At 48.2% G+C, this 25742-nt stretch carries 23 protein-coding genes; 12 read left to right on the forward strand and 11 right to left on the reverse strand.

Annotated features, from left to right (window positions below; all coding sequences use genetic code 11):
- The first annotated feature begins 4 nt into the window (after positions 1–4).
- The 12 genes from hisD to AC6I8W_RS13725 all read left to right on the forward strand — a co-directional run bounded on the left by hisD (position 5) and on the right by AC6I8W_RS13725 (position 10466).
- Positions 5–1312 (forward strand): histidinol dehydrogenase, encoded by a 1308-nt coding sequence (gene hisD / locus AC6I8W_RS13670; RefSeq protein ID WP_497835450.1) that lies wholly within the window; start codon positions 5–7, stop codon positions 1310–1312.
- Positions 1309–2385, forward strand: a complete 1077-nt coding sequence (hisC, locus tag AC6I8W_RS13675) for a histidinol-phosphate transaminase (protein WP_497835451.1) — start codon at positions 1309–1311, stop codon at positions 2383–2385. The genes hisD and hisC overlap by 4 nt, the downstream gene beginning before the upstream one ends.
- Positions 2382–3449 carry a bifunctional histidinol-phosphatase/imidazoleglycerol-phosphate dehydratase HisB gene (gene hisB, locus AC6I8W_RS13680; protein WP_497835452.1) on the forward strand — a complete coding sequence of 356 codons (1068 nt, stop codon included), beginning with the start codon at positions 2382–2384 and terminating at the stop codon, positions 3447–3449. The genes hisC and hisB overlap by 4 nt, the downstream gene beginning before the upstream one ends.
- Positions 3449–4039, forward strand: coding sequence for an imidazole glycerol phosphate synthase subunit HisH (hisH, locus tag AC6I8W_RS13685; RefSeq protein WP_013509721.1), 591 nt, complete (start codon positions 3449–3451; stop codon positions 4037–4039). Before hisB ends, hisH begins: the two co-directional genes overlap by 1 nt.
- Positions 4039–4776 carry a 1-(5-phosphoribosyl)-5-[(5-phosphoribosylamino)methylideneamino]imidazole-4-carboxamide isomerase gene (hisA, locus tag AC6I8W_RS13690; RefSeq protein ID WP_208724006.1) on the forward strand — a complete coding sequence of 246 codons (738 nt, stop codon included), beginning with the start codon at positions 4039–4041 and terminating at the stop codon, positions 4774–4776. Before hisH ends, hisA begins: the two co-directional genes overlap by 1 nt.
- Positions 4758–5534, forward strand: coding sequence for an imidazole glycerol phosphate synthase subunit HisF (gene hisF / locus AC6I8W_RS13695; RefSeq protein WP_021185951.1), 777 nt, complete (start codon positions 4758–4760; stop codon positions 5532–5534). The genes hisA and hisF overlap by 19 nt, the downstream gene beginning before the upstream one ends.
- A complete protein-coding gene (gene hisIE, locus AC6I8W_RS13700) occupies positions 5528–6139 on the forward strand; it encodes a bifunctional phosphoribosyl-AMP cyclohydrolase/phosphoribosyl-ATP diphosphatase HisIE (protein ID WP_497835453.1) in 612 nt (203 codons plus the stop codon). The genes hisF and hisIE overlap by 7 nt, the downstream gene beginning before the upstream one ends.
- 118 nt (positions 6140–6257) lie before the next feature.
- A complete protein-coding gene (locus AC6I8W_RS13705) occupies positions 6258–7574 on the forward strand; it encodes a type II toxin-antitoxin system HipA family toxin (RefSeq protein ID WP_497835454.1) in 1317 nt (438 codons plus the stop codon).
- Entirely contained in the window at positions 7571–7906 is a 336-nt protein-coding gene (locus AC6I8W_RS13710; RefSeq protein ID WP_497835455.1) for a helix-turn-helix domain-containing protein, read from the forward strand. Before AC6I8W_RS13705 ends, AC6I8W_RS13710 begins: the two co-directional genes overlap by 4 nt.
- Complete coding sequence (locus tag AC6I8W_RS13715; RefSeq protein WP_497835456.1) at positions 7893–8369, forward strand: YbaK/prolyl-tRNA synthetase associated domain-containing protein; 477 nt, start codon at positions 7893–7895, stop codon at positions 8367–8369. The genes AC6I8W_RS13710 and AC6I8W_RS13715 overlap by 14 nt, the downstream gene beginning before the upstream one ends.
- A 65-nt stretch (positions 8370–8434) precedes the next feature.
- Positions 8435–9232 (forward strand): ABC transporter substrate-binding protein, encoded by a 798-nt coding sequence (locus AC6I8W_RS13720; protein ID WP_497835457.1) that lies wholly within the window; start codon positions 8435–8437, stop codon positions 9230–9232.
- A 115-nt stretch (positions 9233–9347) separates the two neighbouring features.
- The gene (locus tag AC6I8W_RS13725; RefSeq protein ID WP_497835458.1) at positions 9348–10466 is read left to right on the forward strand and encodes a succinylglutamate desuccinylase/aspartoacylase family protein; all 1119 of its coding nucleotides are present in this window, start codon (positions 9348–9350) and stop codon (positions 10464–10466) included.
- A gap of 35 nt (positions 10467–10501) precedes the next feature.
- Here AC6I8W_RS13725 and gnd read toward each other — a convergent pair whose 3' ends face one another.
- From gnd to rfbB, 11 genes are all read right to left on the reverse strand, one after another.
- The gene (gene gnd, locus AC6I8W_RS13730; RefSeq protein WP_497835459.1) at positions 10502–11911 is read right to left on the reverse strand and encodes an NADP-dependent phosphogluconate dehydrogenase; all 1410 of its coding nucleotides are present in this window, start codon (positions 11909–11911) and stop codon (positions 10502–10504) included.
- A gap of 235 nt (positions 11912–12146) precedes the next feature.
- Positions 12147–12965: a glycosyltransferase gene (locus AC6I8W_RS13735; RefSeq protein WP_497835460.1), complete on the reverse strand. Its 819-nt coding sequence runs from the start codon at positions 12963–12965 to the stop codon at positions 12147–12149.
- 15 nt (positions 12966–12980) lie between these two features.
- Positions 12981–13910 carry a glycosyltransferase family 2 protein gene (locus tag AC6I8W_RS13740; RefSeq protein ID WP_497835461.1) on the reverse strand — a complete coding sequence of 310 codons (930 nt, stop codon included), beginning with the start codon at positions 13908–13910 and terminating at the stop codon, positions 12981–12983.
- A 6-nt stretch (positions 13911–13916) separates the two neighbouring features.
- Complete coding sequence (locus tag AC6I8W_RS13745) at positions 13917–15758, reverse strand: HAD family hydrolase (protein WP_497835462.1); 1842 nt, start codon at positions 15756–15758, stop codon at positions 13917–13919.
- Complete coding sequence (locus AC6I8W_RS13750; protein ID WP_497835463.1) at positions 15755–19708, reverse strand: glycosyltransferase; 3954 nt, start codon at positions 19706–19708, stop codon at positions 15755–15757. The genes AC6I8W_RS13745 and AC6I8W_RS13750 overlap by 4 nt, the downstream gene beginning before the upstream one ends.
- Positions 19695–21086 carry an ABC transporter ATP-binding protein gene (locus AC6I8W_RS13755; RefSeq protein ID WP_497835464.1) on the reverse strand — a complete coding sequence of 464 codons (1392 nt, stop codon included), beginning with the start codon at positions 21084–21086 and terminating at the stop codon, positions 19695–19697. The genes AC6I8W_RS13750 and AC6I8W_RS13755 overlap by 14 nt, the downstream gene beginning before the upstream one ends.
- Complete coding sequence (locus tag AC6I8W_RS13760; protein WP_497835465.1) at positions 21076–21909, reverse strand: ABC transporter permease; 834 nt, start codon at positions 21907–21909, stop codon at positions 21076–21078. The genes AC6I8W_RS13755 and AC6I8W_RS13760 overlap by 11 nt, the downstream gene beginning before the upstream one ends.
- A gap of 127 nt (positions 21910–22036) precedes the next feature.
- Positions 22037–22570 (reverse strand): dTDP-4-dehydrorhamnose 3,5-epimerase, encoded by a 534-nt coding sequence (rfbC, locus tag AC6I8W_RS13765; RefSeq protein ID WP_497835466.1) that lies wholly within the window; start codon positions 22568–22570, stop codon positions 22037–22039.
- Positions 22567–23451: a glucose-1-phosphate thymidylyltransferase RfbA gene (gene rfbA, locus AC6I8W_RS13770; protein ID WP_497835467.1), complete on the reverse strand. Its 885-nt coding sequence runs from the start codon at positions 23449–23451 to the stop codon at positions 22567–22569. Before rfbA ends, rfbC begins: the two co-directional genes overlap by 4 nt.
- A gap of 40 nt (positions 23452–23491) precedes the next feature.
- A complete protein-coding gene (gene rfbD, locus AC6I8W_RS13775) occupies positions 23492–24379 on the reverse strand; it encodes a dTDP-4-dehydrorhamnose reductase (RefSeq protein WP_497835468.1) in 888 nt (295 codons plus the stop codon).
- On the reverse strand, positions 24379–25458 hold the full coding sequence (gene rfbB / locus AC6I8W_RS13780) for a dTDP-glucose 4,6-dehydratase (RefSeq protein WP_497835469.1): 1080 nt from the start codon (positions 25456–25458) through the stop codon (positions 24379–24381). Before rfbB ends, rfbD begins: the two co-directional genes overlap by 1 nt.
- Positions 25459–25742: the final 284 nt, after the last annotated feature.

A 25742-nucleotide genomic window follows, 5' to 3' on the forward strand; every position in this document is an offset into this window, starting at 1 on the left:
CCAAATGAGCACCCTGATGACCCCGATTGACTGGCAGCAATGCAGCACCGAGCAGCAACAGGCGTTACTGATGCGTCCGGCGATTTCCGCCTCCGACAGCATCAGCCAGGTGGTGCGTGATGTGCTGGCACAAGTAAAAGAAAACGGTGACGCGGCGCTGCGTGAATTCAGCGCGCGTTTTGATAAAGCGCAGGTGGAAAACCTGCGTGTGACCGCCGAGCAGATGCAAGCCGCCAGCGGCCGCCTGAGTGATACGCTTAAGCAAGCCATGGCCGTCGCCGTGGGCAATATCGAAACCTTCCACAACGCGCAGATTTTGGGGACGGTGGATGTGGAGACCCAGCCCGGCGTGCGCTGCCAACAGATTACGCGCCCGGTGCAATCGGTTGGCCTGTATATTCCAGGCGGTTCTGCACCGCTGTTCTCCACCGTATTAATGTTGGCAACCCCGGCACGCATCGCCGGTTGTGGTCGTGTGGTACTGTGCTCGCCGCCGCCGATTGCTGATGAAATCCTCTATGCTGCGCAGCTGTGTGGCGTGCAGGAAGTGTTCCAGGTGGGTGGCGCGCAGGCGATTGCTGCGCTGGCCTTCGGTACGGACACCGTGCCGAAAGTGGACAAGATTTTTGGCCCGGGCAACGCGTATGTCACCGAGGCCAAACGCCAGGTCAGCCAACGTCTCGATGGCGCAGCGATTGATATGCCTGCCGGTCCGTCTGAAGTGTTGGTGATTGCCGATGAAGGGGCAACGCCAGCCTTCGTGGCATCGGATTTGCTGTCCCAGGCGGAGCACGGCCCGGATTCTCAGGTGATTCTGCTGACACCCTCGCTGGAACTGGCAAACGGGGTCGCAGCCGCCGTTGAGGAGCAATTGGCACAATTACCGCGTGCGGCGACGGCACGCCAGGCGTTGGAAAGCAGCCGCCTGATTGTGGCACGCGATTTGGCACAGTGCATAGCCATCTCTAACCAATATGGCCCTGAGCACCTGATAATCCAAACCCGTACCCCGCGCGATCTGGTGGATAGTATCAGCAGCGCCGGTTCGGTGTTCCTCGGTGACTGGTCGCCAGAATCAGCCGGTGATTATGCCTCCGGCACCAACCACGTGCTGCCGACCTACGGCTACACGGCAACCTGCTCCAGCCTTGGTCTGGCCGATTTTCAGAAGCGCATGACCGTGCAGGAATTGACGCCACAGGGTTTCCTTAACCTCGCGGCCACTATCGAAATCCTGGCCGCCGCTGAACAGCTGGAAGCCCACAAAAATGCCGTTACCCTGCGTGTTGCGGCCCTGAAGGAGCAAGCATGAGCCTGAATGTTGAAGATTTGGCCCGCGCCAATGTGCGTGCGCTGACGCCGTATCAGTCTGCCCGTCGTCTGGGGGGGAATGGTGATGTGTGGTTGAACGCCAACGAATTCCCGCTGCCGGTGCCGTTTGAGCTTTCACAGCAAACCCTGAACCGTTACCCGGAATGTCAGCCGAAGTTGGTGATCGAACGTTACGCCGGTTATGCCGGTGTCAGCCCGGAGCAGGTACTGGTAAGCCGTGGCGCGGATGAAGGTATTGAACTGGTGATGCGCGCTTTCTGCGAGCCTGGCAAAGACGCGATTCTGTTCTGCCCGCCAACTTATGGCATGTACAGCGTCAGCGCCGAAACCATCGGCATTGAATATCGCACCGTGTCAGCCCTGGACAACTGGCAACTGAATCTGCCCGCCATTGCGGATCAGCTGGACGGGGTGAAAGTGGTGTATATGTGCAGCCCGAACAACCCAACCGGAAACCTGATCAACCCGGATGATATCCGCGCCTTGCTGGAGATGACTGCCGGTAAAGCGTTGGTGGTGGCGGATGAAGCCTATATCGAATTTTGCCCGCAAGCGACACTGGCAGGCTGGTTGAAAGATTATCCACATCTGGTGATCCTGCGTACCCTGTCTAAAGCCTTTGCACTGGCGGGCCTGCGCTGCGGCTTTACGCTGGCGAATAAACCCGTGATCGATCTGCTGCTGAAAGTGATTGCGCCTTACCCGCTCGCCACTCCGGTGGCCGATGTGGCGGCCCAGGCGCTGAGCGATCAGGGACTGGCGCTGATGCGTGAGCACGCGCTGCAACTAAATGCCAACCGTAGCTGGCTACTGGAACAGCTGCCGCAGATCGCTTGTGTGGAAGCGGTCTTCCCGAGCGAGACCAACTATATTCTGGCGCGCTTCACCGATTCACCGAAAGTGTTTAAAACCCTGTGGGATGAAGGCATTATCCTGCGTGACCAGAATAAAAACCCCGGCCTGGCGGGATGTCTGCGCATCTCTATTGGCACCCGTGAAGAGTGCGAGCGCTTGATCGCCGCGCTGCAAGCCTTACCTGTGGAGCAAGCATGAGTCAGAAGACCCTTTTTATCGACCGCGACGGCACCATCATCTCTGAACCCCCGGTGGATTTTCAGGTGGATCGCATGGACAAGCTGGCCTTCGAGCCAAACGTGATCCCTGCCCTGCTGGCGCTGCAAAGCGCCGGTTACCAGCTGGTGATGATCACCAATCAGGATGGTCTCGGCACCGACAGCTTCCCGCAGGCCGATTTTGACGGGCCGCACGACCTGATGATGCAGATCCTGACGTCGCAGGGCATCCGTTTCAGTGACATTCTGATCTGCCCACACAAACCGGAAGACAACTGCGATTGCCGTAAGCCTAAAACCAAAATGGTTGAAGCCTGGCTGTCAGAAGGCGCGCTGGATGTGGCTAACAGCTATGTGATCGGTGATCGTCACACCGATATCCAACTGGCGCAAAATATGGGTATTCAGGGCCTGCGCTACGGAGCGGAAGGCGAGGACTGGAACGCCATCCAGCAACGTCTGACCAAGCGCGATCGCTATGCACTGGTTAATCGCAACACCAAAGAGACGCAGATTAAAGTTGAAGTGTGGCTGGATCGTGAAGGCGGCAGCAAGATCAACACTGGCGTCGGCTTCTTTGACCATATGCTGGACCAGATTGCGGTACACGGTGGCTTACGCATGAATATTGATGTGAAAGGCGACCTGTATATCGACGATCATCACACGGTAGAAGATACCGGACTGGCGCTGGGTGAAGCCCTGTTAAAGGCGTTGGGTGACAAACGTGGCATTGGTCGTTTCGGCTTTGTGCTGCCGATGGACGAATGTCTGGCACGTTGTGCGCTGGATATTTCGGGCCGTCCTCACCTCGAATACAAAGCCGAGTTCAGCTATCAGCGTGTCGGCGATCTCAGCACGGAGATGGTCGAGCACTTCTTTAGCTCACTCTCCTACGCCATGATGAGTACCTTGCATCTGAAAACGAAAGGTCGCAACGATCACCATCGCGTGGAAAGCCTGTTCAAAGCCTTTGGCCGCACCCTGCGCCAGGCGATTCGCGTGGACGGTAACACCCTGCCGAGCTCGAAAGGAGTGCTGTGATGAACGTGGTGATTCTCGACACCGGCTGCGCCAACCTGTCGTCGGTAAAGTGGGCGGTTGAGCGCCTCGGTTATACCCCGGAAGTCAGTCGTGACCCTGATGTGGTACTGCGCGCAGATAAACTGTTTCTGCCTGGTGTCGGCACCGCTCAGGCGGCCATGAACCAGCTACAGGAACGCGATCTGATCGAGCTGGTAAAAGCCTGTACGCAGCCGGTGCTGGGCATTTGCCTCGGTATGCAGTTGCTGGGACGCGGCAGCGATGAAAATGGCGGCATCACCACTCTCGGTATACTCGATGAACCGGTAACCCTGATGGATACCAAAGGTTTACCTCTGCCGCATATGGGCTGGAATCAGATCACCTCGCAGGCCGGAAACCACCTGTTTCGCGGTATCGACGACGGCAGCTATTTCTACTTCGTGCACAGCTACGCTATGCCGGTCAACGCCAATACCATCGCTCAGTGCGAGTACGGCTTGCCGTTCACTGCCGCATTGCAAAAAGATAACTTCTTCGGCGTGCAGTTCCACCCGGAGCGTTCCGGTAAAGCGGGTGCGCAACTGCTGAAAAATTTCCTGGAGATGTAATGATTATTCCCGCTTTAGATTTAATCGATGGCAAAGTGGTGCGTCTGCATCAGGGCGATTATGGCCAGCAGCGTGACTATGGCAGCGATCCGCTGCCACGTTTACAGGATTATGAACGCCAGGGAGCACAGGTACTGCATCTGGTGGATTTGACCGGCGCAAAAGATCCGGCTAAACGTCAGATCCCCTTGCTGCAAACCTTGCTGCGCGGCGTCAGCGTACCGGTGCAAGTGGGTGGCGGTATCCGTAATCGTGAAGATGTCGCGGCGCTGCTGGCGGCAGGTGCCAGCCGCGTGGTGGTGGGTTCCACTGCTGTGAAGCAACCGGAAGAGGTAAAAAGCTGGTTCCGCGAGTTTGGCGCGGATGCCATCGTGCTGGCGCTGGATGTGCGTATTGATGCCGACAATCGCAAAGAAGTGGCGATCAGCGGCTGGCAGGAAGCGGCAGGCGTGACGCTGGAAGAGGTGATTGGCTGGTATCAGCCGGTTGGTCTGAAGCATGTGCTGTGCACCGATATCTCGCGTGATGGCACGCTGAGCGGTTCCAATGTCGCCCTGTATCAGGAAGTGTCTGATGCGTTCCCGGATATCGCGTTTCAGTCATCCGGCGGCATTGGTTCGCTGGACGATATCGCCGCCCTGCGCGGTAGCGGTGCCCAGGGTGTGATTGTCGGTCGCGCACTGCTGGAAGATAAATTTACGGTTTCGGAGGCCATTGCATGCTGGCAAAACGGATAATTCCCTGTCTCGATGTGCGTGACGGGCAGGTGGTGAAAGGGGTGCAGTTCCGCAATCACGAAATCATCGGCGACATCGTGCCACTGGCGCAACGTTATGCGCAGGAAGGGGCCGATGAACTGGTGTTCTACGATATCACCGCCTCGTCTGATGGCCGTGTGGTGGATAAAAGTTGGGTATCGCGCGTGGCAGAAGTGATTGATATTCCCTTCTGTGTGGCGGGTGGTATCAAGAGTGAAGCGGATGCCGCACGCATTCTGGAATTCGGTGCCGATAAAATCTCCATCAACTCACCTGCACTGGCCGATCCCTCGCTGATTACCCGTCTGGCTGACCGCTTCGGTGTGCAATGTATTGTGGTGGGAATCGATACCTGGTTTGATGAAGCGACCGGTAAATATCACGTGAATCAGTACACCGGCGATGAATCCCGCACCCGCGTCACCCAATGGGAAACGCTGGACTGGGTGCAGGAAGTGCAGAAGCTGGGTGCAGGCGAGATCGTGCTTAATATGATGAACCAGGACGGCGTACGTAACGGCTATGACTTGGTGCAGCTGAAGAAAGTTCGTGATGTCTGTAAGGTGCCGTTGATTGCTTCCGGCGGTGCCGGCACCATGGCACACTTCCTCGAAGCCTTTGAACAAGCTAATGTCGATGGCGCGCTGGCGGCGTCGGTGTTTCACAAACAGATTATTAATATCGGCGAGCTGAAAAGCTTCCTGATTGACAACGGTGTGGAGATTCGCGCGTGTTAACTGCAGAACAACTGACCCGTCTGGATTGGGTCAAAACCGCGGGCATGATGCCCGTTATCGTCCAGCACAACGTCTCTGGCGAAGTGCTGATGCACGGTTATATGAACGAGGAAGCGTTGCAGAAAACCCTTGCGGAGGGCAACGTCACCTTTTTCTCACGCACCAAAAATCGTCTGTGGACCAAAGGCGAAACCTCTGGTCATTTCCTGCAAGTCGTGAGCATTACGCCAGATTGCGACAACGATACGCTGCTGGTGTTGGCGAACCCGATTGGCCCCACCTGCCATCTCGGTACTTCCAGCTGTTTCTCTCCGGCAGCACCGGACTGGACTTTCCTGTATCAACTGGAGCAACTGCTGGCTGAACGCAAGAATGCAGACCCGGCCAGTTCCTATACCGCGAATCTGTATGCCAGTGGCACCAAGCGTATCGCGCAGAAAGTCGGTGAAGAAGGCGTAGAGACTGCACTGGCTGCGACCGTCAATGACCGCCATGAGCTGACCAACGAAGCCTCGGATTTGATCTATCACCTGTTGGTACTGTTGCAGGATCAGGATCTTGATCTGAGCACTATTATCAACAACCTGCGCGCACGTCATAAGTAAGCGACTGTGCAGTATGCTGCTCAAAATCATCAATGATGAATAAAATTGAGCAGCATACTTCTCAAAAATAATAAAGCTGACTAAAATTGAGCACTATACTGCTCAATTGAGACTCGGCATGTTAACTATTCAAATACACATCGATGGTCGCTGGCAGGATGCTGCCATACTGGATGTGAAAACGCCGCGTAAAGGTCGTGAGAGCGCAGCATTGCTCGCTTATGATTTTAACTACGCTACGCAGTATCTCGACCGAGATGATCTCGCCAGTTGCAGTCTGAATGCCGCAGTGATGCTGATTGGCAGCCACTTTTCCCAGCCCTGGTTTAGTTTTCTTGACGATATCATGCCAGCAGGTGCCAGCCGACGTTACTGGGTTGCACAACTGGGTCTGCAATCAACGTCTCCCGCAGAGCAGGACTATGACTTACTAAAAGCAGGCACGATTGCGCCTGTCGGCAATCTGAGAGTGAAAGAATCGTTATCTCCACTCCCAGAGGGAAGCCAGCTCAAAACTCGTCGCTTCCCTGCTGAATGGGCAATTGAGCGAGATACTGATTTTCTCGAATACGCTCAACAAATGGGAGCGGCCAGCGGTGGTGCAACCGGGGCTGGTGGTGAAGCACCGAAACTGCTATTGCGGCGTACAGAAAATAGCGAAGTGTGGATTGATACCTGGCAAGATGATTTACACACGCAGGATACGCATTATCTGGTGAAATATCCGCGTGGTTCTCGCAGTGCGATAGATTGCGATATTCTGCGGGCTGAATATCATTTCTACCATGAGATACATTCCCTTGGTATAGACACCATCAGCACCGATAAAATGCTGCTATGCGAAGGTGAACGCTATCCCTCTTTGTGGCTTCCACGCTTTGATGTGGACTTTGTTGCAGGGACCAAGGTGCTATTTGGCCTTGAGTCTGTCTATTCAATTATGCAAAAACCGCCTGGCAGTTATCTCAACCACTTTAACGTGATTCGCGCATTGTTTGATAAGCTGAAACTCACTGGTGCCGAACGTAAGCGACTGGTTATCGAATGGGTGCAACGTGACATGCTCAATATTGTTTTTGGCAATTCGGATAATCATGGCCGTAACAGCGCGATAATCAAAAAGCCTGAGGGTATGTGGCTGGCGCCAGTATATGATTTTGCACCGATGAAGGCTGATCCGGAAGGTGTAGTCCGTACTACCCAATGGGGATCACCTTATGAAGAGGGAGGGAATTTTCAATGGCACTTGATTGCCATGCAGCTTGACGAATTTATCCCTCAGGAAGAATTACTGCAAGCAATGAAAACGCTGGCAGATAAGTTGCGAGGACTAAAAACACGGTTGGCCGCACGCGGTGTGCCCGAATCGATACTGGAAATGCCGGGAATGGGTTTTAACTTTCTTGATCAACGTATTGCAGGGTGGCAGCTATGAAAGCAAACATTTCGCCATTCGAACGTGAAGCCATGTTACTCAACCTGGTGCAGAAATTTATCGAAGAGCAAATGACGCAGGGAGAATTACTGATGCAATTGCGTAAAAAGGTTCTTGGTTTCTCTCAGGAACGCTATGCAGCCTTGGCGGGCATCAGTCGGCGCACTCTCTCTGACGTTGAACAGAATAAAGAGGGCATCACTCTGACGACGTTAAATCGCGTATTTAAACCATTAGGGCTAAAGGTTGGCGTGTTACCGCGCCAACACCATATGATGCAAACGCTGTTAACTCAACTCGCTCGTCACGGAGATAGCCATGACCACCCATGAAAAACTGCTCGCCCTGCTCGATCAACATGGTGCCCGCTACCAGTTGATGGTGCATGAAGCGACCGGGAAGTGTGAAGCAGTGGCCGCCATCCGCGGCACTGAAGTTGGTCAGGGCGCGAAAGCGCTGGTGTGTCATGTTAAAGGGAATGGCATCAAGCAGCATGTGCTGGCCGTTCTCCCTGCTGACCAACAAGCAGACCTGAGTAAGGTTGCGGAGGCCGCAGGGGGGCGCCGCGCCTCACTCGCCAGCCCGGCAGAAGTCGATGTGCTCACCGGTTGTGTGTTTGGCGCTATTCCGCCGTTCAGCTTTCATACCGACTTAATGCTGGTGGTTGATCCCTTGCTGTTTGAACGCTACGACGAAATTGCGTTTAATGCCGGGGTGTTGGAGAAATCAGTGGTATTGAATACCGAGGACTATAAAGCGATACATAATGGTAACGTGATGAAAATAATCCAGTAATTGATATAACTTTCTCTGGACGGTACTCTGCGTGATTCCACATCACGAAAAAAGAAGACCGTTTTATGGCAAGTTCACGTTTTACCGCCCGTTTGCGTCAGACGCTGGCAATGGCTGTGCTGGCAAGCTGCGCGTTCGGCGCACAGGCAAAAATTGACCAGGTTCGTTTCGCCGTCGATCCCACCTACCCTCCTTTTGAATCCAAAACCCCGCAGGGTAAGCTGGTCGGTTTTGATATCGATCTGGGCAATGCGCTTTGCGAACAGATGAAAACCAAGTGTGTGTGGGTAGAAAGTCAGTTTGACGGCATGATCCCGGCCCTGAAAGCACGAAAATTTGATGCCATCCTTTCTGATATGGGTGTGACTGAAGAACGTCTGAAGCAGATCGATTTCACCGTGCCGCTTTACGACACCAAGACTCAGCTCATCGCGCGTAAAGGTTCTGGCTTGTTGCCAACCGCTGAATCGCTGAAAGGCAAGACTGTCGGTGTCGAGCAAGGCACAGTGCAGGAACGCTATGCGCGTGCAAAATGGCAACCTAATGGTGTCAACGTCGTCCCTTATGGCGACCAGGCACAAGTTGAAAGCGATCTGGTTTCTGGTCGTCTTGATGCCGTGTTTACCGATGCAGCACAAGCCGCTATCGGCTTCCTGAAGCAACCGCAAGGTAAAGATTTTGAACTGGCTGGACCGACTGTACAGGACCCTATTATCGGTCCGGGAACGGCAATTGGCCTGCGTAAGGGTGACGCTGAGCTGAAAACTGCACTGGATGACGCCTTTGCTGAAATCAAAAAGAACGGCACCTTCGATAAGATCCAGAAAAAATACTTCGCGACAGACATCTCCATTCAGCAGTAAATCTGGGGCGGCATTAGCCGCCCTTCTTTTCAGTCGCACTATAATAATTGCCATTCGAAACACGATTGCCTGCATAGAGATCATGCGAGGCCGATAACAGGACATCATTAACGCCATGCAACAACAACATCACCCTCTCTTGAGCGCTTCGCTGGGTACACAGCGTGAAATCTATAGTTTTCACTTCAGCGGTGGCGACACACACAAACGTGTCTATATTCAGGCTGCTTTACATGGTGATGAACTGCCGGGCATGGCGGTGGCCTGGTATTTGAAACAGAAGTTGCTGGAGTTGGAATCCGCCGGACAGCTCAAGGCTTCCTTTACGCTGGTGCCGGTGGCTAATCCGCTGGCATTGGGACAGCACTGGCATGGCACCCACCTGGGCCGATTTCATACGCTTTCCGGACAGGACTTTAACCGTCGCTTCCCAGCTCTGGGGGAGACGTTAGTCTCAGAATTAGCCGGTTCACTGACGCAAAGTGAGTATGAAAACAAACGGCTGATTCGGGATGCCATCGACCGCCACTACCGCGATAGAATTGCCAAAAATGAACTGGATGCACAACGTTTCACCTTGATGCGTATGGCAAGCCAGGCCGATTTGATGATTGACCTGCATTGCGACTGGGATGCCGTCCCCCATCTTTACACCACGCCTCACGCATGGCCGGATATTGAACCGCTGGCACGCTGGCTGGGAAGTGAAGTGCAACTGCTGGCACAAATTTCCGGCGGCGAACCCTTTGATGAAGCCTGCTGCGAGCCGTGGCTAACGCTGGCAGCACGTTACGGTGATGAATTTCCCATGCCACGTGGATTATTGCCCGTGACACTCGAATTGCGCGGTGTGGCTGATGTATCGCCAGAACAGGCGGAGAAAGATGCAGACGCGATTATTCATGCGCTGATTGAAGGTGGTTATATTGCGGGTGAGATTGGCGAGTCCCCTGCCCTGATCAATCCGGCAACAGAGTTGGCGGGTTGTGAGTATATTTTTGCACCGCATTCGGGGCTGATTCTCAATCGTCGGAAGATTGGGGAGAAGATTGCAGCGGGTGAGGTAGTCGCGGAGATTATTGATCCCATCACGGATCAGGTGACACCACTGCTGGCCGAATTCGGCGGCATTTTATATGCACGTAATCTGCTGAAATTTGCGACGGCAGGGATGTTGGTGGTGAGGCTGGCAGGTGAAAATGCCGGGCGTGAAGGTGATTTACTGGTAGGGTAAAGAATTAAGGCTTCCCGCAGGAAGCCTTATGACTATTAGTCCAGCCACTCGGTGTGGAACACACCGTCTTTATCGATACGCTTATAAGTGTGCGCACCGAAGTAGTCACGCTGAGCCTGGATCAGGTTCGCAGGCAGCACTTCTGAACGATAGCTGTCGTAGTAAGCGATAGCTGCTGAGAAGGTCGGTGTAGGGATACCGTTCTGTACAGCGTAAGCCACGACATCACGCAGCGCTTGTTGATATTCATCAGCGATGTTTTTGAAGTACGGTGCCAGCAACAGGTTAGCAATGTTCGCGTTTTCAGCGTAAGCATCGGTGATCTTCTGCAGGAACTGAGCACGAATGATACAACCCGCACGGAAGATCTTCGCAATCTCACCGTACTGCAGATCCCAGTTGTACTGCTCAGAAGCAGCACGCAGCTGAGAAAAGCCCTGGGCGTAAGAAACGATTTTACCCAGATACAATGCGCGACGCACTTTCTCAACAAACTCGGCTTTATCACCGCTGAAGGCTTTTGCCTGCGGACCGCTAAGCACTTTAGAAGCGGCGACACGCTGTGTTTTCAGAGAAGAGAGGTAACGAGCAAAGACTGACTCGGTGATCAGCGACAGCGGCTCACCCAGGTCCAGCGAGCTTTGGCTGGTCCATTTACCTGTACCTTTGTTGGCCGCTTCATCCAGAATCACATCAACCAGGTATTTACCGTCTTCATCTTTTTTGGTGAAGATATCTTTGGTGATGTCGATCAGGTAACTGCTCAGCTCACCGTTGTTCCAGTCGGTGAAGGTTTTCGCCAATTCTTCGTTGGTCAGACCCAGCGCGCCTTTCAACAGTGCATAGGCTTCTGCAATCAGCTGCATATCACCGTATTCAATGCCGTTGTGCACCATTTTAACGTAGTGACCAGCACCGTCCGGACCAATGTAAGTCACACAGGCTTCACCATCTTCGGCACGTGCTGCAATTTTATCCAAAATCGGCGCAACCAGTTCATACGCTTCTTTCTGGCCGCCAGGCATGATAGATGGGCCTTTCAGTGCCCCCTCTTCACCACCTGAAACACCGGTGCCGATAAAGTTAAAGCCCTGATCAGACAGTTCTTTGTTACGACGGATGGTATCTTTGTAGAAAGTGTTACCACCATCGATCAGGATATCGCCCTTATCCAGATGCGGGGTCAGCGAAGCAATGGTTTTATCAGTCGCTTCACCAGCCTGTACCATCAGCAGGATACGACGGGGTTTTTCCAGTGAGTCAACAAACTCTTCAATGGTGTAGTAAGGCGCGAGTTTCTTGCCCTGATTCTCAGCAATGACTTCGTCAGTCTTTTCGCGAGAACGGTTGAAGATAGATACAGTGTAGCCGCGGCTCTCAATGTTAAGCGCAAGGTTACGGCCCATTACCGCCATACCAACAACACCGATTTGTTGCTTGGACATTTATTACTCCTGTCTGGATATAAAAGCTCTAACAGCTTTGGCCTTATCTAAGGGAAGTATCGATTACATTATCAATGACTGCACCATCATACATCACCAATGATGCTAAGTGCTCTCCCAAAAAACACGAATCGATAATTTCAAATCACTGATAAAAATGAGGTTTTAATTTGTACAATCTTGACCATCATGAGATTTTATCGTCCATACAACCTCTTATTATCAGGATGACTTGTCAAACATTTCGTGCCTGAGGAAGCTCTGATAAACAACGCGTGTTCAACGCATCGCGGTCAGTATCCAGGAACCATCCCCACTTATTAAAGTAGCGAACAGCAGAAAAAACATGGTACATCAGGAACTTGATATCACGATATGAGCGTCGCTGCGATTCATGCACCACGGTTGAACCAGGGTAATATTCAACCGGCAATGCCGATGTACAGACCCGACGGCTGAGATCAACATCTTCCAGATAGAGGAAAAAACGTTCATCGAAGCCACCGGTCTTTTGCAGGGCGTGCCGACTGATCAGCATAAAGCAACCTGACAATGAGGGTGCAAAAAAAGAGCAGCTGTAATCAGCCTGGCGCAGTTCGTAATCCTGATTCATTTTGTCAGCAAGTGACGAACCAAAGCGACGAACAAAAAGCTGCCATGGTGTAGGCAACAGCTTACAACCGTGTTGCAAACTGCCATCGGGATAGACAACTTTAGGTATGGATAGCCCTGTTTGTCGCTGCATGCTGAAACTATAGAGCTTATCAACCTGCCCGGTAGTAAACGAGATGTCTGGATTACATACCAGAATGTAGTCGCAGTCCTGGTTGAACTTTTGGAATACCGCATTGTGACCGCTACCAAACCCACGATTGACCGCCAGCTTGATCACTTCAATTTTAGGGTGGGTTAAACCTTCCAGCCAGCTGCAATGACCACCATTATCGACTATGCAAATCTTATCGATACTTTGCTCGGAAGATAACGATTTCAGCGTTTTTTCGATATCGGCCTGGCTATGGCGATATAAAACTAAGGAGGCAATAATTTTCACTCAAACACCAGTTGGTTACATACGGTTCAATAGTGTGTAAGACACAGTGGTTAGCGTACCAGCCAACTGTTGGTGATAGACACCAGACTTCCTGAGCAAACATAAACGCTGCATTACTGAGCTATCGCGGATAGCGAAAAAATCATTCAGTCTGCGTTGGTTGTCAGCAGTCATCTGCCCACCTATTAACCTCATCATGGCAATATTAGTATCATTCCAGGCGGCCTTTCGACCATGGTGTGCTTTCCGAAAATTAGCCATACGCGTCATAAGGCCCATGCCATTACCAATGACGTTGTTATCGTGCTGACGGTACAAAACGGTTGGTTCACGATCAAAGAAAACGCGGCCACCGCAGGCTGTCACGACGAGGTACAATGCCCAGTCATGAATCACCATCTCGCCACCAGCTGCCTGCCTCAACAATTCGCGTGCCTTATTATTAAACACCATGGTATTACCGCTGGCGATATTCTGCAGTAAAGCATTAGAGAATGAAGGGGGTTTAGCATAATCAGGAGAAAAGCCAATTTTTTCCCCGTCAGTGTTGATAAGTTCTGTCCGACTGCAATAGAACGCTGGAATCTCTGGATCAACTGCATCAAGCCAGTTCACGGCCCGTTCTAACTTATCATTTATCCAGATATCGTCCTGATCAGAAAAAGCATAATAGGACGCATTAATATTTTTATTATTAATTAATGAAACAAAATTGCGACAAACGCCTTGCCGGGGACCTTCCAGCAGGTTAATAGGCTGCGGCACAGACAGGGAAAAATCTTTAATAGCACCTAAGCCCTGATCTGTGGATCCATCGTCTGAAGCCCATAAAGACCAGTTGCTGTACGTCTGTCGCTTATAGGAATTCAGTTGCTGATTGATGAAATGGGCACCATTATAGGTGCCCAGCAGAATAGCAACAGAAGATGAAGAGTTATTCATCATTAATATTTATGGCTTCTTGAAATAATCTGCAAATTTCACGGTTTGATTGCGAGAACTCCCCCAGGAATCAAAATTCTCAACCTGCTGAAAAAGTGGATTCTGGCGCCAGCTATCTTTAGTTACCAGCTCGACGAGAGGAGAAGATAACTGCAATGGAGTCAGGCTGACCTGAAGTTTGCCAATCAGATTATGGTAACCGTTGCAAAAGGCATCGACACCAATATTGAGCTTATCATTAATAAGGTTATGATCTTTTGCCTTGGAACGCCCCACATCGGTAACAGGAATTACACACTTCCCAACCGGTTTATAACCAATAACTGTATTATGTGGTGCAGAGAAGAAGAGTTCCACTGCAACGCGGTTTTCATAGACTTTATCAATAACGGCCTGTGGGAATGATTCGGCATTAATCAATGCCTTCATATTCATATGTGAATCACGGCGTCTACGTTCAATGGTATTGGCAAGGCAAAAATAATAACCCACCACATTAATATTGAGGAAGGACTTCACTGTTTGCTCAAATGCTTCCTGAGTCGTGCCACTCCAACCCACGTCTACAAGGGCAACTGTATCGCCTGGTTTAATGCCAAGATTATTGAGATAAATAAAGAGCCCACGGCGATTACGCTGACAAACTTTTAAAATCTCAGCCTTATAACCATGAAGGAATTTTTGGACTAAGGCATAATTCTCTGGTTTTATGATCATTTGTGGCGGCACACCGAGGGAATACATCACATTATCGGTGGGCGGCTCAATCCCAATACGTTCCAATAACTCACCAGGTGACAAGCCATCGGAGCCTGACATCAGAAAATTGATATGTTGGCCAAAATTATCTTCTGTCATCAGTGCCAGATTGAACGCAATGCGAGACCCCATGAAATAAGAAAAATCAGGGAGCCGATCGCTAAAATAGTTCCGGGCCAGACGTTCGAGTGAAAACCCATCGCGGGAGACGAACAGAAGGTTATCAACTTCGTCTTTAATACATTGTTTTCTAATCCACTCAAGAAAACCTAGCGTTGCAGACCCCTGATAGACATATCCTAACTGCTGAAAAGTATGATTGGGCACTTCTTCAGGCGCACTTGTCCGATAGAGTCCCTCGATCAAAGAGGTGCCAAGCGACTGGCCTTTGAGCTTAGAACGCAGATGTTTAGTACGAAGATGTTCAGGTTGGTAATGCCAGACCTTTAAGCCCTTCTCGCGCGGACGAACCACATCGGCAAGTTCATTGTCGCCGATATGCAAAATGTCCTCTGGCGCGACTTCGCACTCCTGAATAATGAAGTCGAAAATCTCCCCCGTATCACGTTTGGTTGCATTTCGTGTTGCAGAAATATAAAGAGGAACTTGTGGAATATTATATTTCTCTAATGCCGCACGGAAAAAATCTTCGCCAAGATACATGTCTGAAGTAATGACAACCGTCTTTCCAGCTGCCAGCATGTCGTTAAAAAATGTCAGAAAGAAAGGGTTCGGTTCTACAAGTGCAAGTTCAATATCGTATTCTGCACGAGCTAAAGCACCAAGATCGCTTCTTACGTCAGGAAATTGATTATAGATATTCTCTAATGTAATTTCCTTCCTTCCCTCTTTAACCATTTGTTTGAAAGCAAAAGCCTGGGCCTTCCTGCGTAACTGGCGGAAGTTATCAAGGCCAAATTTACAACCAACAAGGTCAAAAGCATCCTCTGGATCATTAAGAGGCCGAACAAACAGGGTATCAAAAAAATCAAAAGAAATAACTCTGGCCTGCTTAGCCTGGTGGCGTAATGATGCCAATTCCATTTCATCATCCTTAAAGTTTATCGTCTTTAATATGTCTTCATCATTCATTTCATGATCTCAAAATTATAACCATTAGATGAAAAATTGATATTAAAAAATGGATCATACTGATAATACTGCGGGTGTTTATTATTGAGTCGACTTAATTCATTCATCAGTCGATTGTATTTTTCAGCATTCATATGATCCAGGCCACGCGATAACGACTCATGATGAATCAGCGTTACAGCCTGGCACATTACATTGTAATATCCTTCTTCAACCAGAAGCATGCAAAGATCAACATCGTTGTATGCAACCGGGAAAGTCTCATCGAAACCACCGATTTTTTCATATTTAGCTCTCTCAACCATTAAACAGGCACCGGTAACAGCAAGCCAGTTATACTCAATTTGGTTTCGCAGGAAATAGCCTGGATGATCTTTATGCTGACGCAAGTAAGCATGCATCGGACCCGAGTGCAGGTTGATAATGCCAGCATGCTGCATACTATGTCCGTCAGCATAGAGTAACTTAGCACCTACCGCACCAATATGTTTTTGCTGGGCGTAGCCGCCGAGGCGCTCCAGCCAATCGGCCTGCATCACTTCAGTGTCATCATTCAGAAATAGCAACAGTTCGCCTGATGAGTTCGCCACACCAATATTATTGAGTTCAGAAAAATTGAATGGTACATCATGACGAATGACTTTTACACCTTCACGCTTATTCAGTGTTGCTAAATAATCAAGCGCAGCTGGCTGCTGAGAACCGTTATCAACAACCACAATCTCAAAATTATGCCAGCGAGTCTTCTCGAAAATAGAATCGATACAGCGTGCAAGTACTTCATGGTTATCCCGACTAGGAATAATGATCGATACTAGAGTATTATCTTTAATATGATAATTAACGCGAAAATAACCTAAATACCCGTTAAGCTCTTCAACTTCACCTTTGACACCACGACGCTCAAGTGCGGCTTCACGTACTGCCTTCGATGCAGCAAGAACGTAAGGTTTTGCCGTAATATCTGATGCTACAGAAGCAGGAATAATACGCCAGTGATAAAGGATTTTGGGAATATGGCTAATTTTATCGGTAATTTCACTGAGACGTAATATGAAATCCCAATCCTGACAACCATTGTATTCCGAACGCAATCCACCTAACTCGAGCGCTTTACTGCGGCGAACGCAAGCTGCATGGCAGGTATACATCGTGCCCATCATGGTATCAGGTGACCAATCTGGTTTGAAATGAGGTTGTGAGAAATCACCTTCTGGCGTGAATTTATCTTCATCGCTGTAGATAAAGTCGGGATCTTCCTCATTGATGCATTGCACGAACTCGTACAGGCAATCATCGGTCAGTTCATCATCATGATCCAGGAAGACAATATAATCACCCGTAGCGGCCTCAATTGCCACATTTGTCGCGCCCGCAATCCCCTGATTTTCAGGCATATGAATAACCTTAATACGAGGATCATTAAACGCATCTAACGCTGGGGCAATCTCAGGCATCGGACTGCAATCATTGGCTAATACCAGTTCCCAGTTTTCATACCATTGATTTTTTACCGAATTAACCATTAACTCTAGAAGATCTAACGGTGTATTATAAATTGGGACAATGATACTAAAGGTTGGCTTAATTTCCAGCTCAGAAATTAAATCCTCATAATGGTGAGGTTTTCTCGCCGGAATATAAACATACTCATCCGGGCGCTCGGAAAAATAATAAGTCCCATCGTTATGGTGACTTATAAAGACCGGAGGACGGGACGCATCAATCGGATTTTGCAGTTGCTGGTCATAAGCAGCCTGCATGAAAGATGGATGGTGAGCGAACCAGCTCGGGCGAATTTTCATTGCTAGCGTTAGCGCTTTCGCCTTGTAACGCTCAGGTAAACGATAATAGAGGGAACGGGCGCTGCTCCGTAAATTACGCTTCAGTTCAGCTACTGCTGAATGTTGTAATGCTCTTCTCAGCATTTGTCCGGCCTTAACTTTAATACGTTGACCAAGATAAAAACAGCGGAAAAATATCCGTTTGACAGGTCCGCGCACAGCAAATGGGACGTGTCGACCCAACACACGGAAAGGTGCTGATATTTTCCAACTGGCAGAGGTCAGAAGACTATCCATATCATGCTTGTACTGCGCCAGTAAATTGACATCATGCAGATGAGCAGCCTGAATTGCCTGCAGTTGTTGACGTAATTCAGCCGAAATTGCTTCTTCGCGGTTCAGTGATGTCTTTAATTCGTCAATTTGTGTACTATCATTATTATGCGTAGTTTGAGCATGTCCTTGTAATGAAGCGAAGTCTTCAGCACTTATCCAATATTCAGCACGTACTGTAAGATTTAATGCCTTCAGCGTAGTATAAATTTCTTGTTCATCTTTATGTTGCACCTGAGAAAGAAAGGAGGCCTCTTCTTTCAAATATTTTCTCAGATCTTCACCATCTACCTGAAAACCTACCGCTTTTAACACTGCGAGACACAGTTCTGATATATTGTTGGTCAAACAATAGCGGCTATTACCTACCGATGTGATACGCAGGAATGAATGGAAAACACCACGGAATGCCAAATAACCTAATGTGACCTTATCAGCAGCCTCCCATTCCTGATCAAAAAATACATAATTGCCAGAACTATCCAGAATAATATTAAATGGTAGTGCATCTAAATATTCTACGGGCAATGAGATCGCAGGATCAAGCTCTAATGATTTTCCAGTACGAAGCAAAACCTGATTAATCCACCCTCTCGCCCAGTCGGCAACCTCTTCAATTCGCCAATGTGGACGATTGATTATATGCACGAAGTCGACCCATAATGACTGACCTTTAATAAAGACCTCTGAATGTTTAACAGGCACAATATCGGTGGTTAAATGACCACTATCCTGAATAATGCTTGTCGTTAATTCATTATCATTACTAACAAAAGCAATGGTTTTTCGCAGCGCGACCTGGCGGCTGTCAGAGTAATGGAAAGCCGCAACACCCTGATTCAATTCTGGCTGAATCTGAACACTTGCTACCATAAGAAATGAGCTTGACATATCTGCAGCCAGCCCGTTATCCCAGATATTTTTAATACCCTGTTCAAGAGAAAACAAATGCTCAGGTACAGCCTGCTTATCTTTGTGTGCACTTTCAAGCGCCAACTGACTTAACTCTCTGGAATACTTTTTCCATCCAAGTGGCGTTACGACAGTGCAAGGTAACTTATAATCCGGTAACGGAATATACTCTTCCTGGTGAGAAAAACCACAATCACCCAGCAGCCTGATTAACTCCTGACGACCAAAGGTTACTACCCCTTTTTCATTATAACTATTGTTAATGCCAAACATGGGCAAATTAACATGGTCTTCGCATGCGCCAGAAAAATACTTAATCCCTAATTTGTTTTCGATAGCAACAAATAATTTTCCGTCACTATTTAAGCGCTTACGGCAATCTTCCAGCAGAGCATATTCACCATTTTCAGCCACAAAGACTCTGGCATACTCAAGTACACCAATCAAAAGAACCGCATCAAATTCGCCCAAGTCAGGCAAAGTATCAGCAGGTGCACAAATCACTGTTACATTCGGAAGGTCGCGGCTGCGTGAACGTGCTATTGATGCACGTCGCAGGCTCCCTTCAACAGAAACCACCTGTGCTCCGCATTCCCCCAAAAATCGGGTTATCGCGCCGCAACCGCAGCCAATCTCTAAAACACGCTTGTTTTTGAACCATGAACTAAAGGGTTTGAGCAAGTTGGAACGAGATGAACTCAAATGATAAATCGATGGCCAGTCAACCATCTTTGCCTCAAGTTCTTCAGAATTGATGCTCAAATCACTGACGCTTGCAATGGCTTCAGCAATATAATTTTCTGCATCATCGCCATCACTGTAGCCAAATTCATTGTGCTCAGCCGGATACCAGAGTTGATTATCTTCATGTTGCCTGAAGCCTGAAGTTGACAATATTTCAATCAAATTAGTCTTGTTCAATTTTAATTCTCGCGTTCAAATCGGCCAAACCAGTAAAAGTACCAACCGTGCCTACAGCTAAATGAATGGAATCATATCTGCGATCATGCGGTATTACTTCTCCATGAATATTGCTACTGGCAATTCCCACTGATAAGAAGTAGTCACCTTCGAAGAGAAGATTTGGTAGAGAAACAGAGACTATTATTTCCTGTCCCTTTTTCCCTTCATCGATTAACGCAACAGACTGCCATTCGCTGTTGGTGTTATAGATGGTTACCCCCTCTTTGGTTTTAACAGCGAAACCCAAAATGGGTCGAAATACCGTATCCTGAAATTCAATTTTAAAATAACAGTCAATCTGCTTGCGTGGTTCTAAACTACCTGGAAATGCTTCACCAGCTTGCTCAAGATAAAAGTCTGTAATTTTCGCCGCCCCATCACCCCATCGATACTCGGCGGGGTTATAGTTTGGTCGCTGGTCATATATACCGTGTAGTTTTGCATGAGAAGATGTTTCGCCATCTTTTTCAGTTGCTACACCCGATTCACGTTCGAGGCGTTCTTTTTCACCTGCGGATGCCTGCTCAATTTGACGATCAACTTCATCACGCTCGCTGTCATTATTCTTTTTCTTACCAAAAAGAATATCCAGATAACGGTTAACAATATCGCGCGGTTTGCCGTTAGCCTGACATACCCCGCCATCCAGTAAAATTGCACGATCGCAGTGCGTGACGATTTGCTCTGTTGCATGGGAAACAAAAAGTATTGACGTCCCATTTTCCTTCAATTTTTTCAGTCTGGCGAAACATTTAGCCTGAAATTTGGCATCGCCCACAGCCAATGCCTCATCAACAATTAAAATTTCAGGGTCGATTTGTGCCTGAACGGCAAAGGCCAGACGTACCAGCATACCACTTGAATACGAACGGACAGGTGAATCAATAAAACGTCCAATATCGGCAAAGGAAAGAATATCGTCTAATTTCGCATCCGTTTCTTCACGAGAAAGGCCAAGAAGTGAGGCATTCAGATAAACGTTTTCCAGACCTGAAAAGTCACTATTAAATCCAGCACCAAGTTCCAGCAACGCTGCAACGCGCCCATTAACCACCACATGGCCTGCAGTTGGCGTTAACGTACCAGCAATAATTTGCAGAAGCGTGGATTTACCCGAACCATTTCGCCCTACAATGCCCATCGTTTCACCCTTGGGTAAAACAAAGGACACATCATTAAGTGCCCAGAAATCCTCATGATAGACACGCGCTTCACGCCCAACCAGATTATCTAAACGGGGCATAATGAACTGTTTTAGGCGGCGTGTGGGATTCTCATACACCTGGTAGCACTTGCTGACATTGTGAATTTCAATTGCATTGTCTTTAGAGGACATCAGCAAATCCTTTTCTTGTTTTCTGGAACCATGCATAGCACAACCACATAATCACCAATGAAATTAAAGTATAAATACCTAGCCCGGAAAACGAGGGAAGTTTACCCCAAATAAGTACAGCGCGAGCTTGTTCAATAATGAAGGTCAGTGGATTTAACATGATAACTGGTTGAAGATTTTTCGGCAGTGAACTAATAGGATAGAACACCGGCGACAGAAACATCATAACCGTCATGATAATTGTGATTGTTTGTCCAACATCGCGCAAATACACACCTAATGATGCGAGGAACCATGAAAGTCCCAGAATCAGCAGAACCAAAGGAAGCAACACTAAAGGAATAAAGACCATAGTCCAATGAATAAAACCATTGAAAATAAAGAATGCAATCAATAAAACCAGAAGGCTAATAAAACTGTGGAACAGTACGGAGCCAAGGTTAATAATCGGCAGTATTTCTAATGGGAAAACAACTTTCTTAACATAGTTTACATTAGCAAGAATCAACGTGGGTGCCCGGTTTAACGTCTCTGCAAATAGACTATGGACAATCAACCCAACAAATAAAATTACGGCAAAGTCTGTTCTCGATTCCTGAACAGCTGAAGCTCCCCAGCGTGCTTTAAATACCACGGAGAAGACAAACGTGTAGACGGTCAGCATAAACACAGGGTTAATAAATGACCACAGCAGTCCCATTGCTGACCCGCGATATCGTCCAACAATTTCACGCTTAGTCATCTGGTAGATAAGATTTCTATTTCTCCAGGAATGAACGATCAATGAGCGCAAGGATGAGGGTTTCGAAATATGAGGATCCATGAATAGTCTCTTATAAACACTGGCACCATTAGGTTAAAGATACGTGCGGTACCATCTGGATTTTACGCAAACACTTCCGTAAGCAATACAAAAATAAAAGCCTCAACTTCTGAGGCTAATTAACATATCAAACTAATTCAGACAATAGTTTGCCCTGAATATCCTTTGCAGATAGCAGAGGTTCAGTAATCGGCCACTCAATTCCGACTTCTGGATCGTTCCACAGTAAGCAACCTTCGCTGCCTGGGTCATAATAGTTCGTACATTTATATTCAAAGTCAGCGAAGTCAGAGATCACCACAAAACCATGCGCCAGGCCCGGTGGAATCCAGAATTGTGTTTTATTCTCTTCAGAGAGATACACTCCAACCCACTGTTTAAAGGTAGGTGATTCAGGGCGAATATCAACTGCTACATCAAATACTTCGCCTCGCACCACTCTCACCAGTTTTCCCTGCGGATTTTCACGCTGGAAATGTAGTCCGCGCAAAACACCTTTAGCGGACCGCGAATGGTTATCCTGAACAAAATCACCCTCAATATTCAGAGCTGACAGGTAACGTTCTTTCTGAAAGGTTTCCAGAAAAAATCCACGCTCATCGCCAAATACTTTCGGCTCAATAATTTTTACATCCGCAATTTTCGTGTCGATAATTTTCATACTAACTTACCTTCATATAGCGCCATCAGATATTGGCCATATTTATTTTTCATCATAGGTTCGGCCAATGCTTTTAGCTTATCTCTTTCAATAAACCCCATGCGATAGGCAATCTCCTCCGGACATGCAACCTTCAATCCTTGACGTGTCTCGATGGTTTGAATAAAGTTATTTGCCTCAATCAAGCTTTCATGCGTCCCCGTATCTAACCAGGCATGTCCACGTCCCATGATGGAAACCTGTAGCTCACCTTTTTCAAGATAAAGATTGTTGATATCGGTAATTTCCAGCTCGCCACGCGGTGACGGTTTGAGATTTTTAGCCATCTCGACAACACTGTTATCATAGAAATACAGACCGGTTACCGCATAATTACTTTTTGGCTCTTTGGGTTTTTCAACCAGTGAGATTGCCTTGCCGGTTTTATCAAACTCAACAACGCCATAACGCTCAGGATCATGAACGTGATAAGCAAACACCGTTGCGCCTTTCTCTTTATTAGATGCTTCTTCGAGCTGCTTATAAAGATCATGTCCGTAAAAAATATTGTCGCCAAGAATCAACGCACAATTATCTTCACCCACAAAGTCTTCACCCAGGATGAAAGCTTGAGCAAGACCATCAGGGCTTTCCTGTACTTTGTATTGCAGATTTAAGCCCCACTGGGAACCATCGCCAAGCAGACTTTCAAAACGAGGAGTATCTTGCGGAGTACTGATAATTAAAATATCCCGAATTCCCGCTAACATCAGGGTGCTGAGCGGGTAATAGATCATCGGTTTATCATATATAGGCAATAACTGTTTACTTACGGCCATTGTCACAGGATAAAGGCGTGTTCCTGATCCACCAGCAAGAATTATTCCTTTTTTACTTTTCACTACGTTTACCCTTCATTTTGTTAATCTGATTTCATTCGTCTCAGTTGTATAGCTCGTCAAGCATACGTATCACACCAAGTTTCCAATCCGGCAGGTTAAGCTTAAATGCTGAAGTGAACTTTTCAGTGTTGAGTCTTGAATTTGATGGTCGTTTTGCGGGGGTCGGGAAAGCCGACGTTGCAACTTTGTTCACGACCTCAACTTTTAACGGCAACCCTTTTTGCTTTACGTAGTCAATCACGGTTTCCGCATAGGCGTGCCAGGTGGTAATTCCCGAAGCAATAAGGTTATAGACACCTGATTTTTCGGGAGCAGCTAATGTGAGTTGAATGGCATGAGCCGTGCAATCTGCAATTAGCTCAGCACCGGTTGGTGCACCATACTGATCATCAATAACCGATAACGCCTCGCGATCCTGGGCGAGTCTAATCATGGTTTTCGCAAAGTTATTACCCTTTGCGGCATACACCCAACTGGTACGGAAGATAAGATATTTTTTTGCTGTCGCAATAATCGCCTCTTCACCTTCACGCTTGGTCAATCCGTAGGTGTTCAATGGCGCGGTGGGATCCGTTTCCTTCCAGGGCGAATTACCACTGCCATCGAAGACGTAGTCTGTTGAGTAGTGAACCACCAGCGCATTAATTTTATCGGCCGCTTCAGCCAGCGCTTTCACACTGGTCGCGTTAACCAGGCGCGCTTTCTCAACTTCGCTCTCAGCTTTATCTACGGCGGTATAAGCTGTCGCGTTGACGATCACATCAGGCTTAATTTTCAGAATACTTTCGGCAATACCTGCTGGATTTTCAAAATCGCCACAGTAATCAACAGAATGGCGGTCAAGCACGATAACATTGCCCAAGGGCGCAAGCGAACGTTGTAACTCCCAGCCGACCTGACCATTTCTACCAAATAGCAAAATATTCATTATTTGCGATTCTCATAGTTTTCTTTTAACCAATTCTGATAAGAGCCGCTTTTGACATGCTCAACCCAGGTTTGATTATTCAGATACCACTCAACCGTTTTTCTCAAACCACTCTCAAAAGTTTCCTCAGGTGACCATCCCAGCTCTTTCTTGATCTTATCGGCATCGATTGCATAACGACGATCATGGCCCGGGCGATCCTGAACATAGACAATCTGTTCAGCATAGGCCGTATCTTTTGGACGCAACTCATCAAGCAACTCACACACCTTCAATACCACATCGAGATTTTTCTTTTCGTTATGCCCACCGATGTTATAGGTCGTGCCTGTCGCCGCTTTGGTTACTACGGTATAGAGCGCGCGGGCGTGGTCTTCCACATACAGCCAGTCGCGAATCTGGTCACCCTTGCCATAAATTGGCAACGGTTTGCCTTCCAGCGCATTGCTGATAATCAGGGGGATCAACTTTTCCGGGAAGTGATAAGGACCATAGTTGTTTGAGCAGTTGGTGACGATTACCGGCAAACCATAAGTACGGCCCCAGGCTCGCACTAAATGATCGCTGGCGGCTTTGGTCGATGAGTATGGGCTGCTTGGTGCATAAGGGGTGGTTTCGGTGAAAAGCGGCAGTTCACCCGCCATTTCATCGGGGTGCGGCAGATCGCCATAAACTTCATCCGTCGAAATATGATGGAAGCGGAAGGCGGCCTTCTTATCAGCAGGTAATGCGGACCAGTACTGACGGCTGGCTTCCAGTAACGCATATGTCCCGACGACATTGGTCTGGACGAACTCCGCCGGTCCGGTAATGGAGCGGTCGACATGACTCTCGGCCGCCAGATGCATTACCGCATCCGGTGCAAATTCGTTAAATACCGCCTGTAACGCAACCCCATCACAAATATCAACTTTTCTAAAGTTATAACGCTCGCTCTGGCTGATTGCATCAAGAGATTCGAGATTGCCGGCATAGGTTAATTTATCAACGTTAATCACTTCATCATTCGTATTGTCGATAATGTGGCGAACCACAGCTGAACCGATAAACCCTGCACCACCTGTAATTAAGATTTTCATAATGTCTCGTTTATCCCGACTTACTCAGTAAGACTTACACCAATTGAAATGGAAAATTCCTGTGCAACAGGCATGCTACCGCCCCTGGGTTTACAGCTCCCACGTAGCTGAGACAGAGTCAAAATGTCGAGACGGCGCTTCTAACTTATTCAAAGCTATCTTTCTGAATAATCGCTCATTTATCAATGAAATTAATAAAGGAGGATTATCATTAAACAGTTATGAATTCTACCACCCACGCAGATCAATGACGAATAAATTGCAATTTTCAGCGGGTAGTTAGT

The organism is Pantoea sp. X-Soil-TKNS-1211 (assembly GCF_059730495.1).